This window comes from Mesorhizobium sp., assembly GCF_004963255.1.
Classification (GTDB): Bacteria; Pseudomonadota; Alphaproteobacteria; order Rhizobiales; family Rhizobiaceae; genus Mesorhizobium.
Genome location: NZ_SUGA01000004.1, coordinates 276,495 through 288,208, shown reverse-complemented (window position 1 = coordinate 288,208; position 11,714 = coordinate 276,495). Strand labels below are relative to the sequence as shown.

Sequence of the window (11,714 nt, the reverse complement as noted above, 5' to 3'; positions counted from 1 at the left end):
CGCCGTATTTATCCAGCCGTGCCTTGTCGGCGGCGGTGATCAGCTTCTGCACCTCGCCGTCGGCATGGGCGGGCGGGGTAAGGGCGATGAAGCCGAGGAGGGCAAAAAGCAGACGAGGGGTCATCAAATCGTTTCCTCAGATCGATGGCTGGAACAGTTTCTTTTCGTCACTGGCGCACAACTTACCGGTTCGCGCTCGCCTGTCATCCGTGCTTAACAGCGTGAGCTCAAAAATGGCGGTTGATCGATGCGGATATTGCTCACGGGATCGTCCGGCTGGCTGGGCAGCGCGCTTCTGCCACGGCTCGAAGCGCTCGGCCATGAGGTCATCGGCCTTGATCCGATCGCCTCGGCGCGCACGCAGGTCGTCGGCTCGGTCGCGGATCGCGAGCTGGTCTTCGGAACTGTCCGAGACAACCGAATCGAGGCGATCATTCACAGCGGCGCGCTGCATAAGCCGAACATCGAGCATTATGAGAACACAGATTTCGTCGCGACGAATGTGCAGGGCACGCTCAACCTGCTCGACGCGGCTGTCGCCAACGGCGTCGAGCGATTCGTCTTCACTTCGACGACGTCGCTGATGATCTCGCAGGCGATCCGCGCCGGCTTCCAGGGCGGTGCGCGCCAAGCGGCCTGGCTGACGGAGGAGATGTCGCCGGAGCCGCGCAACATCTATGGCGTGACGAAACTGTCGGCCGAGCATCTGTGCCGCCTCTACCATATCGAGCATGGGCTGCCGGTGGTGGTGCTGCGTATCGCGCGCTTCTTTCCCGAAGCGGACGACATGGCGCATGCGATCGAGCAGTCCGACGCCAACACCAAGGCGAACGAATTGCTGTTCCGGCGGCTGACGGTGGAGGATGCGGCCGAGGCCCATGTCGCGGCGCTGGAGAAGGCGCCGGAACTCGGCTTCGACACCTTTATCATCTCGGCGCCGACGCCGTTTCGGCCGCAGGATTGCGCGGAGCTGATCGCCGACGCGGCGTCGGTCGTCGCGCGCTATTATCCCGACTATCCGCGGCTCTACGCCAAAAGGGATTGGACGATGTTTTCGTCGATCGACCGCGTCTACGATCCCTCGCGGGCGGGGGAGCGACTCGGCTTCGTCTGCAAGACAAGTTTTGCCGATGTATTGGCGGCGCTCGAAGCGGAGGCGTGAAGCCGTCAGGCGCCGGTTGCCACCCGCGCCAGTTCGCTCGTCAGATCACCATAGCCGGTCGGTCGGCGCTCATAAGTAAGCCCGAGCATTACCGCTGCTTTCTCGGCGACCTTGTCCAGCTCCGGATCGTCGGTCTGGGCGAGATAGATCAGCTTCTCGTAGTTGCCGAAATAGTCCTTGATCAGCTCGGGATGCCGGTCGAGGCCGAGCGGCTTGATGAAGAAGGCCTCGAACTGACGGCAGAGGAAGTCGGTCATGTAGAACGACATCATGTCGCCGTCGGACACCTTCGCATAGGCGTCCATGCCTTGGTAGAAGGCAAAGCAGTGCGGCCCGGCCATGCGCTCGACGCCGTGCTTCTCGATGACACGATCGAGCAGGCCGCCCGTGCCGCAGTCGGCATAGCCGACGAAGATGTGATCGTAGCCTTCCGCCTTGGCCTTCTCGATCGCCTTGTCCATCGCCGGCGCGATGCGGTCCGGATAGAAATGGAACTCGGCCGGCAGGCAGGTCAGTTCGAGATGGTCGAGCTTTAGCTGTTGCTTGACGGCCAAAACTTCGCGCGCAATCATCCCGCAGGCGATGACGAGCAGCCTGTCTGTTTGATTCGGTTCCGTTTTTTGCGTCTTGACCAAGTCGGGCCGGCTTTCGCTGCGGGGCTTAATATCTGTCGAGGGAGACACCGTTCATGAAACTGCTACGCGTCGCGCCGATCGCCATCCTGGCCTGCGCGCTTGCGCTCACGGCCTGCGCCAACACCATCCGCGGCGTCGGCAAGGACGTCAAATCGACGGCAAGGGCGGTCAAGGACACTGTCAACTAATCGGCAGCCTTTTCCATCATCTGGGAACAAAAAAACCGCGCTGCAAGGCGCGGCTTTTTTTGATCCATCCTGATGCCTTGGGTCAGGCGGAAGCGCGAACGTTGTGCTTGCGCTTCATGAAATCCTTGGCGGTCTCGACGGCAACCGCCGCGTCGCGGCAATAGGCGTCGGCGCCGACGGCCTTGCCGAACTCCTCGTTGAGCGGCGCGCCGCCGACCAGCACGACGTAATCGTCGCGGATGCCCTTTTCCTTCATCGTGTCGATGACGACCTTCATATAGGGCATGGTGGTGGTGAGAAGCGCCGACATGCCGATAATGTCGGGCTGGTGCTGCTCTATGGCGTCGAGATATTTCTCGACCGCGTTGTTGATGCCGAGGTCGATGACGTCGAAGCCGGCGCCTTCCATCATCATGCCCACGAGGTTCTTGCCGATGTCGTGGATGTCGCCCTTTACGGTGCCGATCACCATCTTGCCCTGCTTCGGCGCGCCGGTGGCGGCGAGCAGCGGACGCAGGATCGCCATGCCGGCCTTCATGGCGTTGGCCGAAAGCAGCACTTCCGGCACGAACAGGATGCCGTCGCGAAAATCCTCGCCGACGATGCGCATGCCCTCGACCAGCGCCTCGGTCAGCACCGTATAGGGTTGCCAGCCGCGCTCCAGAAGGATGTTGGTGCCTTCCTCGATTTCTTCCTTCAGACCGTCATAGAGGTCGTCGTGCATCTGCTGCACAAGCTCCTCATCGGAAAGCTCGGAAAGGATGATCTCGTCGTCGGCCATTTTCCTCGGGCTCCTTGCTGCTCGGAATGACTGCGGCAGCCTAAAAATCGATGCGCCAATACCTAACCCGCGAGGGCAAGCTAGCCATAGCTGATTTGCGACTTCCCGCAAAAGGAAAGCGACTGAAAAATTGACGCTTTTCTTGTCGATTTTGCGACAGGTGTTGGCGCTGGCTGGCCGTTTCCAATAGGGTGCATGGCTACGATCCAGGCAAGAGGCGGCAGCGGCGGGCCGCCCAGCCAATTCAGGCCAAGTTACAGGAAGAACGATCATGAGCGATAACGCGGCAGTCGAGCAGGAAGCGCCGGGCGGGCGGCGCGGTCGCGGCGCCAGCGGCGGCGCGGCGGCACGCCGGGCAGCCCGTTCGGGCGGCGGTCCGGGCACCCAGCTCACCTACATCAAGCGCAAGATCAACGTCTACGAGGTCCTCAACGAGGAAGGCCTTGCGCTGATCGAGAAGAACACCGACACGGTGCTGGAAGAGATCGGCATCATCTTTCGCGATGACGCCGAGGCGCTGGCGCTGTGGAAGGAAGCGGGCGCCGACGTCAAGGGCGAGCGCGTGCATTTCCCCAAGGGGCTCTGCCGCTCGCTCTTGAAGACCGCGCCTTCGATCTACACCCAGCATGCGCGCAATCCGGACCGCTCGGTGCAGATCGGCGGCAACGCGACCGTGTTCGCGCCGGTCTACGGCCCGCCGTTCGTGCGCGACCTCGACGGCAACCGCCGCTACGCGACGATCGAGGATTTCCAGAATTTCGTGAAGCTCGCCTATATGGCGCCGTCGATCCACCATTCAGGCGGCACGGTGTGCGAGCCGGTCGACGTGCCGGTCAACAAGCGCCACCTCGACATGATCTACGCGCATATCCGTTACTCGGACAAGCCGTTCATGGGCTCTGTGACCGCGCCGGAGCGGGCCGAGGATACGGTGGCGATGGCCAAACTCGTCTTCGGCGACGACTTCGTCGAGAACAATACGGTGCTGACCAGCCTGATCAACGCCAACTCGCCGATGGTGTTCGACGAGACGATGCTCGGTGCGCTGAAAGTCTATTCGCGCCACAACCAGGCCTGCATCGTCACGCCGTTCATTTTGGCCGGTGCGATGAGCCCGGTGACGGTCGCCGGCACACTGACGCAGGTGCTGGCAGAAGTGCTCGCCGGCGCCTCGTTCACGCAGTTGATCCGGCCCGGCGCGCCTGTTTTGTTCGGCACCTTCGCCTCGTCGATCTCGATGCAGTCCGGCGCGCCGACCTTCGGCACGCCGGAGCCTTCGCTCGTCTCCTACGGCGCCGCTCAGCTCGCGCGCCGGCTTGGGCTGCCGTTCCGCACCGGCGGCTCGCTCTGCGCCTCGAAGGTTCCGGATGCGCAAGCAGCCTATGAGAGCGCCAACACGCTCAACTCGACGATCCTTGCCGGCACCAATTTCGTGCTGCATTCGGCGGGCTGGCTCGAGGGCGGACTGGCTTCCTGCTACGAGAAATTCATGATGGACATCGACCAGCTCGGCATGCAGCAGAAATTCTGCGAGGGCGTCGACCTGTCGGAAAACGGCCAGGCGATGGACGCCATCCGCCAGGTCGGTCCGGGCAGCCATTATCTCGGCTGCGACCACACCCAGGCGAATTTCCAGACAGCCTTCTACCGCTCCAACATCGCCGACAACAATTCCTACGAGCAGTGGCTGGCCGAGGGCGAGAAGACCGCACCGCAGCGCGCCAACGAGCTCGCCCGCCGCTGGCTGGAGAGCTACGAGGCGCCGCATCTCGATCCGGCCATCGACGAGGCGCTGAAGGACTTCATCGCCAAGAAGAAAGCCTCGATGCCCGACGCCTTCACTTGAAAGGAGCCCGATTCAGGCCGGGCTAAAGTGGCCGACATCATCCATAAGGAAGTCTGGCGGAGCGCGTTCTCCGACCCGGACCGGAAGGGATGACTTTTTTTTCCCGCGATCGGCTCGAGGAGGTCGCGAGTGCGCTTGCGGCTAATGGGCTGATCCTGCGTAGCGGTTTCAGCTTTGGCGACGATGAGATGGCGCCAGCCGGACTTTCCGGCTTTCCAGCCAAATCGGTGCTCCTTGTTGGACAGGCGGGCGCGGCGCCATGGCCATATTTCCAGCGCTGGCTCGAGGGACAGCCTCGGCCCATCGCCAACCCGCTCGACAGCTGGTCGCGCGAGGTGATCGGCGGCGTGGCGAAGGAATTCGGCGCGCGTGCCGTTTCGCCTTCAGACCGGCCTTACCTGCCGTTCCAGCAATGGGCGATGCGGGCGGAAGGGCTGAGGCCGTCGCCGCTCGGCATCCTCATGCATCCTCAGTATGGGCTTTGGCACGCCTATCGCGGCGCGTTGCTGTTCGAGGACGAGATTTCTGTTCCAGAACCTTATGCAGCGATTCATCTTTGCGACACATGCGTCGAAAAACCCTGCCTGAAATCCTGTCCGGTGGACGCCTATTCGGTGGATGGCTTTGCGCACCAGGCGTGCCTGGCGCATGTGCGCGGACCGCGAGGCGAGCCCTGCCGGAGCGGCGGCTGCCTCGACCGCAACGCCTGTCCCTATGGCGCTGAGTATCGCTATCCGGCTGATATCCAGGCCTTCCATATGGCGGCGTTCGCCGGGGTGTAGACATTCTTCCGGACCGCACGGAAACTTGACCGCCATTGAGATGTCGTGGCTTGCCCTGGCGGGCGGCGCAGATATCTATCGCGTGGCAACAAGCGGAGCGCGCAATGACGAAGCGGGACATCGAGATCAAGACCCTGGACGGCACGGCGAAGGCTCGGCTGTTTCGTCCAGCCGCGCCGGGCAAGGCCGGAATCATCCTCTACATGGATATTTTCGGTCCGCGTCCGGTGCTCGACCAGATGGCGGAGCGCCTCGCTGGGCATGGCTATGCCGTGCTGGTGCCCGATCTCTTCTACCGTTATGCGCCCTATGGCCCGTTCGATCCCAAAACCGCGTTCACCGAGGCAAAGACCAAGGCCCTGCTGTTGATGCTGAGCGGCGGTACGACGCAGGGCATGACCATCCGCGACGGCAGCGCCTTCCTCGACGCGTTCGCCGCCGAAGGCATTGACGGACCGATCGGCGTCGTCGGCTATTGCATGGGCGGCGCGCGGGCGTTGAACGCGGCGGCGAGCTATCCGGACCGGATCGTTGCCGCGGCAAGCTTCCATGGCGGTAATCTGGCCAGCGAAGCGGCCGACAGCCCACATCGCAAGGCGGCTTCGATCAAGGCGCGCGTCTATGTCGGCGTCGCCGGCGTCGACGGCAGCTTCCCGCCCGAGCAGTCGGCGCGGCTGGCGGAGGCGCTCAGGGTGGCAGAGGTCGACCATACGATCGAGAACTATGTCGGCGTCGGCCATGGCTGGTGCGTGCCCGATCACAGCGTCTATGACGAGGCGGGCGCCGAGAGGCATTGGAAGCGGCTGACGACGTTTTTCAAAGAGACGCTGGGGTAGCCCGCAGATCGCCGAGAGGGCACCGCATAGGAAATGGTGCCGCCGCAAAAAAATCTTTTCATCGCCCCAAGGATTGGTCATTAGCCTTCGTCCAACGGGCAAATGACGGCGATGATGCTGGACGACAGCGAAGCCTCCGATGCCGAGTTGATCGGGCGGGCCAGGGGCGGAGACAGGGGGGCTTTCGGCAAACTGCTCGAAAGGCACTATGGCTTCGTCTATCGCGCCGCCTATCGCTGGTGCGGCAGGAAGGCCGACGCTGAGGACATTGCTCAGGATGTCTGCGTGCGGCTCGGCCGCGCGATCCGCGACTATCAGGGCAATGGCGCCTTCACGACATGGCTCTATGCCATGACGCTGAATGCTTCGCGCGACATGATGCGCAAGCGCGCCCGCGATACCGCCAAGGCCGATGCCTATGGCGCCTATGCGTCGATCGCGGGCGAGGTGCCGGCGGACGATCCCGCCGAGGCGTTGTGGACGGCGGTGCGGCTGCTGCCCGACAAGCAGCGCGATGCGGTGCTGCTCGTCTATGGCGAAGGTCTCAACCACGCGGCGGCGGCGGAGGTGATGGCGATCTCGGAGACAACGGTTTCCTGGCACATCCATGAAGCGAAGAAACGGCTGAAGGTGCTGATGCGTTCAGCCGGGGAAGTGTGACCATGGTCGACGACAACGAACTCGAAAGGCTGCGCGATCTCGCAATACCTGCGCCGGACGGCGAAGCGAAGGCGCGTGCGATGGCCGCCGCAATGCAGGCGTTCGACCTCGATGGAAAAAAATCGACGGCCTCCCAAGGAACGTCCGCAGGCCTTCGTCTCACGGAGCGAGCACAAAAGCTCTGGAGAGACATCATGCAACGGAAACTCATTGCCACGCCGGCCATCACCGCGCTGGTCGCGCTGCCTATCGCCGGCTACGCCGCTTTCGAGATGCTGAAGGAACAGCCGGCCGTCATTACAGCCAACGGCAAGATCACCGAGACGCTGGCCGACAAGCCGGTGGCCCAGAAGCCCGCGCCGGAACAACCGGAGATCAACGAGCCGCTGGCCGCCGCACCCGCCAAGGCGAAGAAAACCGACGCGGACGCGGAGACCCGGACCAATTCACAAACGGTGCCGGCAACGCCGCCCAAGCCGGCGACCGAGGTCGACAACCTGCTCAAGCAGGAGGCAACGCCCGAAGCCGAGCCCGCCCCGCAACCTGCGCCAGCCGAGAGTGGCCAGCTCGCGACCGGCGGCAAGGACGTGGCCGGGGAAATTGCGGGCTATTCGCCGAAGCGGAGCCCCGACGCGTTGGAGCGGGCCGACAAGGCACCGGCCGGTGTCGCTGCCGCGATTCCGGCATCTCCTCCGGCAATGGCCGATTCCAAGCTCATGGTGCAGCCCGCGCCCATGCCGGCTGATCAGATGTCGCCGCAGGAGGAAAACCGCGACCGCATCGAGACCTTCAAGACCAATCCGGTGCATGAAACGGCGCAGGATCCGGTCTCGACCTTCTCGATCGATGTCGACACGGCTTCCTATTCCTTCGTCCGGCGCTCGCTGAAGGAGGGCAGCCTGCCCGACGCGGACACCGTCCGGGTCGAGGAGATGATCAATTACTTCCCCTATGACTGGAAGGGGCCGGATTCGGCCAAGACGCCGTTCAACTCGACCGTCACCGTCATGCCGACGCCGTGGAACGAGCACACCAAGCTTATGCATGTCGCGATCAAGGGGTTCGATGTGAGGCCGGCCGAGCAGCCGAAGGCCAATCTGGTCTTCCTGATCGACGTCTCTGGCTCCATGGACGAACCGGACAAGCTGCCGCTGCTCAAATCCGCCTTCCGCCTGCTGGTGAGCAAGCTCAAACCCGACGATACGGTCTCGATCGTCACCTATGCCGGCAATGCCGGCACGGTGCTGATGCCGACCAAGGCGGCGGAAAAACAGAAGATCCTGGCGGCCATCGATAATCTCGAGCCCGGTGGATCGACGGCCGGTGAGGAAGGCATCCGCGAAGCCTACAAGCTTGCGCAGCAATCCTTCGTCAGGGACGGCGTCAACCGGGTGATGCTCGCCACCGACGGCGACTTCAATGTCGGCCAGACCGATGACGACGATCTCAAGCAACTGATCGAGAGGGAGCGCAAGACCGGCGTCTTCCTCTCGGTGTTCGGTTTCGGGCGCGGCAATCTCAATGACCAGATGATGCAGACCATCGCCCAGAACGGCAACGGCACGGCCGCCTATATCGACACTTTGGCCGAAGCCGAGAAGGTGCTGGTCGAGGATGCCTCCTCGACGCTGTTCACCATCGCCAAGGACGTCAAGATCCAGGTGGAGTTCAATCCGGCCAAGGTCTCGGAATACCGGCTGGTCGGCTATGAGACCCGGGCGCTCAAGCGCGAGGATTTCAACAATGACCGCGTCGATGCCGGCGATATCGGCTCCGGCCATTCGGTGACGGCTGTCTATGAGATCACGCCGAAGGGCAGCGGCGGCGAGCAGGTCGATCCGCTGCGCTACGGCCAGGCCAAGGTCGACAATGGCGGCGTCGCCAACGCCGGTGAATATGCCTTCGTCAAGATCCGCTACAAGCTGCCGAACGAGAATGTCTCCAAGCTCATCACCACGCCGGTGACCGCCGCCAACGAGGTCAAGTCCTTCGATGCGGCCGGCGCCGACCAGCGTTTCTCGGTGGCCGTAGCGGCTTTCGGGCAGAAGCTGCGCGACGAGGACCAAACGGCGAATTTCGGCTACGACCGGATCGCCGAGATCGCCAATGCCGCGCGGGGCGCCGATCCGTTCGGCTACAGGGCGGAGTTCCTGTCGCTGGTGCGTCTGGCCTCATCGCTGGACGGCAATAAATAGGGCGTTGCGAATTGAACGAAGGCCGGCGGGACTAAGCGCGTCGCGCTGTGACGCGCTTAGGTTTTTTGATGCATGTCGTTGCCCCAGAACCGCTGCACACTTCTGGGCGACATGCATTGTCCCGTCGGCCTTTTTGCAATCGTTAAATTGCGCGGCTTTTCCGGAACATCATCGCAATCAGCGTCTGTTAGTCAGTGCTGATAGATTTGAGGGACCAGCAGTGCATATCACGACAATCGGCAATGCGAACGCGACGGCGGCCAATGCGTCCGTCCGGGGATCGTCCGCGCCTTCAGCGGAATCGGCGCGCATCAGGAGCGATGTCGATGCGGCTCGCAACACTGCGCTTTCGGCGCTCAACAACGACCGTTTTCGCGTGATGCTGGAACAGATCAGCGACCCCGGCGCATCGGGCACCCTGATGACGATGGGCGCCGACAGCCAGAACGTCGTCGATTTCAATACGGCGCTGTCGCGCTACGCCGAAAACAGCAAATAATCGGGGCCCGTCAGGCGCGGCTGCGCCTGCGTTCGCGCCTGCCTTCGCCGCTGTCCCCGGCGCTTGCCGTCTTGTTGCGCATCGGACCGATACGCTCGACGATCGTCTCGACGGTCGGGCGCTCAGCCTTGGTGTGGCCGTCGAGCGCCTTGCGCATGGCGGCAAGGTGGGCGAAGGAGGTGCCGCAGCAGCCGCCGACGATCTTGGCGCCGGCATCAACCGCCAGCCGCACATAATCGGACATCAACTCCGGCGTGCCGGAATAGTGGATTTCACTGCCGCGGAATTCCGGAATGCCGCAATTGCCCTTGACGATCACGGTCGCCTCCGGCTTCGCCTCGGTCATGTCGAGCAGCGAGGCGAGGATGTCGGAAGCGCCGACGCCGCAATTGGCGCCGACACCGAGCGGGGCCTGCGACAGGCCGTCGGCGACAGCGTGGATGTCCTTTGGCAGCAGGCCCATCATGGTGCGGCCTGCGGTGTCGAAGGAACCGGTATAGGTATAGGGCAGGCCGACGCGGATGGCGGCTTCGGCTGCGGCGCGGATCTCGTCGGGTGCCGACATGGTCTCGATCCAGGCGACTTCGGCGCCGCCGGCCTTGAGACCCTCGATCTGCTCGGCGAAGGCGTCAACGGCATCGTCATAGGTCAGGGCGCCGAGCGGCACCAGCAACTCGCCGGTCGGGCCGACAGAGCCGGCGACGATCACCTTGCGGCCGGCCTTGTCGGCGACGGAGCGGGCGATCTCGGCGGCGCGCTTGTTCAGCTCATGCACGCGATCCTGCGCATTATGCAGCTTGAGCCGGTGGCGGGTGCCGCCGAAGGAGTTGGTCAGGATGATGTCGGCGCCGGCATCGACGAAGTTCTGATGCAGGCTGGCAATCGTCTCGGGCGAAGTCTCATTAAGCAACTCGGGTGCTTCGCCGGCCTCGAGACCCATAGCGAACAGATTGGTGCCGGTGGCGCCGTCGGCCAGGAGCACGCCCTTTTCGGCAAGCAGGGCGTCAATCGGGTTGGTCGCGGTCATGGCTTTGGCTTTCGTGTTCGAATTCAAATAACGATATAAAGAAGTCTTTATGTCCAGTCAACGCGTTTGCGGCCGAGAAGACCTTATAGGCCGGATTGATCTCGGCATCGATTTCGATGCAGACCTCACCATTGGTGGTCGACCGGGCAGGCAAGCGCTCAGACCGAGCCTGACGGGAAAGACGTCGCGGCCAGCTTCTGCGCGAAGCTCGCCGCTTCATGCGCATTAATGTCGGCTGCGCGGATCAGATTGTCGAAATGACTGGTGAGGGTGCGGATCGGCTGGGTCGCGTTCAACACCAGGTACATGTCACCGACATAGATCGCGGCGCGGTAGGGGCCGAAGATCGTGTAAGGGATCGAATAGCGCATGCGTCCGTCATAGAGGAACAGGCGGAAGGTCGGGTAAAGGTCGTCGAGGAGGGCCGCCATGTGCAGCAATTGCTTGCGCCGCTCCGCCTCCGGAAACCGGTCCCAGACGCCGAGACCGCGCGCGAAGATCTCCAGCGTGTGGCGCGGCATGCAGACCTCCATGTCGGTCTCCGGCCGCCTTGTATAGTCGATGCGGTATTGCGTTTCGCCGGCCTGCGCCTCACGGCTCTTGTTGGTGATGCCGGCCTCATATTCGATCAGCGCCTCGGTGCGCAGAAGGTCAGGGATGCCTGCCGGCACGTAGCGGATTTTCGTGCCTGCCGCCTCGGCGTGCCATTTGGCGAGCAGCGTGCGGTCAAAACCGTCCGGCGCCTCCTCGATCTCCAGGCTCTCTCTAATCTCGCCGGTGACACCTTCATCCTGGGAGAGGCCCAGCAGCCAGTCGAGCGACACTTTGAACTCGGCCGCGATGTTGAGAAGCGTCTCGGCACGGGGCAGGCGGGTCGAGGCGCCTGACAGGAGCTGCGACAATGCCGAGCGGTCGATGCCGACCGCGGCCGCGAAGGCCGACTGGTTGAGGTCGGATCGTGTCAAGAGCATTTTCAACCGCTCCCGGAAGAGAGTCGACAGATCGCGCTTGTCCATCACGCTGCTCCTGCTTCGGAGAGGAAAAATTTGCGCCGGGAGCGTCTTGAACGTGGCTCAGGCGGAAATGAATCCCCATATTTGTTT

12 protein-coding genes are annotated in these 11,714 nt (G+C 63.1%); 8 read left to right on the top strand and 4 right to left on the bottom strand.

The window, feature by feature from the left end:
• Positions 1 to 247 precede the first annotated feature (247 nt).
• Positions 248 to 1,162 carry an NAD(P)-dependent oxidoreductase gene (locus tag E5X34_RS07920; RefSeq protein WP_292562827.1) on the top strand — a complete coding sequence of 305 codons (915 nt, stop codon included), beginning with the start codon at positions 248 to 250 and terminating at the stop codon, positions 1,160 to 1,162.
• 5 nt (positions 1,163 to 1,167) lie between these two features.
• Here E5X34_RS07920 and E5X34_RS07915 read toward each other — a convergent pair whose 3' ends face one another.
• The gene (locus E5X34_RS07915; protein ID WP_292562825.1) at positions 1,168 to 1,797 is read right to left on the bottom strand and encodes a DUF1638 domain-containing protein; all 630 of its coding nucleotides are present in this window, start codon (positions 1,795 to 1,797) and stop codon (positions 1,168 to 1,170) included.
• A gap of 53 nt (positions 1,798 to 1,850) precedes the next feature.
• Between E5X34_RS07915 and E5X34_RS07910 the strand changes: the two genes are divergently transcribed.
• Positions 1,851 to 1,985: an entericidin A/B family lipoprotein gene (locus E5X34_RS07910; RefSeq protein WP_042645015.1), complete on the top strand. Its 135-nt coding sequence runs from the start codon at positions 1,851 to 1,853 to the stop codon at positions 1,983 to 1,985.
• Between the two features lie 82 nt (positions 1,986 to 2,067).
• Here the strand turns inward: E5X34_RS07910 and E5X34_RS07905 are convergent, their stop codons facing one another.
• A complete protein-coding gene (locus E5X34_RS07905; protein WP_042645014.1) occupies positions 2,068 to 2,766 on the bottom strand; it encodes a B12-binding domain-containing protein in 699 nt (232 codons plus the stop codon).
• A gap of 271 nt (positions 2,767 to 3,037) precedes the next feature.
• Between E5X34_RS07905 and E5X34_RS07900 the strand changes: the two genes are divergently transcribed.
• The 6 genes from E5X34_RS07900 (at position 3,038) to E5X34_RS07875 (ending at position 9,584) form a co-directional block, all read left to right on the top strand.
• Positions 3,038 to 4,612 (top strand): trimethylamine methyltransferase family protein, encoded by a 1,575-nt coding sequence (locus tag E5X34_RS07900; protein WP_292562824.1) that lies wholly within the window; start codon positions 3,038 to 3,040, stop codon positions 4,610 to 4,612.
• A gap of 89 nt (positions 4,613 to 4,701) precedes the next feature.
• Positions 4,702 to 5,394, top strand: a complete 693-nt coding sequence (locus tag E5X34_RS07895; protein WP_292562822.1) for a 4Fe-4S dicluster domain-containing protein — start codon at positions 4,702 to 4,704, stop codon at positions 5,392 to 5,394.
• Positions 5,395 to 5,498: 104 nt separating this feature from the next.
• Positions 5,499 to 6,230: a dienelactone hydrolase family protein gene (locus E5X34_RS07890; protein WP_292562820.1), complete on the top strand. Its 732-nt coding sequence runs from the start codon at positions 5,499 to 5,501 to the stop codon at positions 6,228 to 6,230.
• Between the two features lie 102 nt (positions 6,231 to 6,332).
• A complete protein-coding gene (locus E5X34_RS07885) occupies positions 6,333 to 6,890 on the top strand; it encodes an RNA polymerase sigma factor (RefSeq protein ID WP_292562818.1) in 558 nt (185 codons plus the stop codon).
• A gap of 2 nt (positions 6,891 to 6,892) precedes the next feature.
• The gene (locus E5X34_RS07880) at positions 6,893 to 9,085 is read left to right on the top strand and encodes a VWA domain-containing protein (RefSeq protein WP_292562817.1); all 2,193 of its coding nucleotides are present in this window, start codon (positions 6,893 to 6,895) and stop codon (positions 9,083 to 9,085) included.
• Between the two features lie 220 nt (positions 9,086 to 9,305).
• A complete protein-coding gene (locus E5X34_RS07875) occupies positions 9,306 to 9,584 on the top strand; it encodes a hypothetical protein (protein ID WP_292562815.1) in 279 nt (92 codons plus the stop codon).
• 10 nt (positions 9,585 to 9,594) lie between these two features.
• Here the strand turns inward: E5X34_RS07875 and bmt are convergent, their stop codons facing one another.
• Both bmt and E5X34_RS07865 read right to left on the bottom strand, forming a co-directional pair.
• Positions 9,595 to 10,611, bottom strand: a complete 1,017-nt coding sequence (gene bmt / locus E5X34_RS07870; protein ID WP_292562813.1) for a betaine--homocysteine S-methyltransferase — start codon at positions 10,609 to 10,611, stop codon at positions 9,595 to 9,597.
• A 158-nt stretch (positions 10,612 to 10,769) separates the two neighbouring features.
• A complete protein-coding gene (locus tag E5X34_RS07865) occupies positions 10,770 to 11,627 on the bottom strand; it encodes a helix-turn-helix transcriptional regulator (protein ID WP_292562812.1) in 858 nt (285 codons plus the stop codon).
• Positions 11,628 to 11,714: the final 87 nt, after the last annotated feature.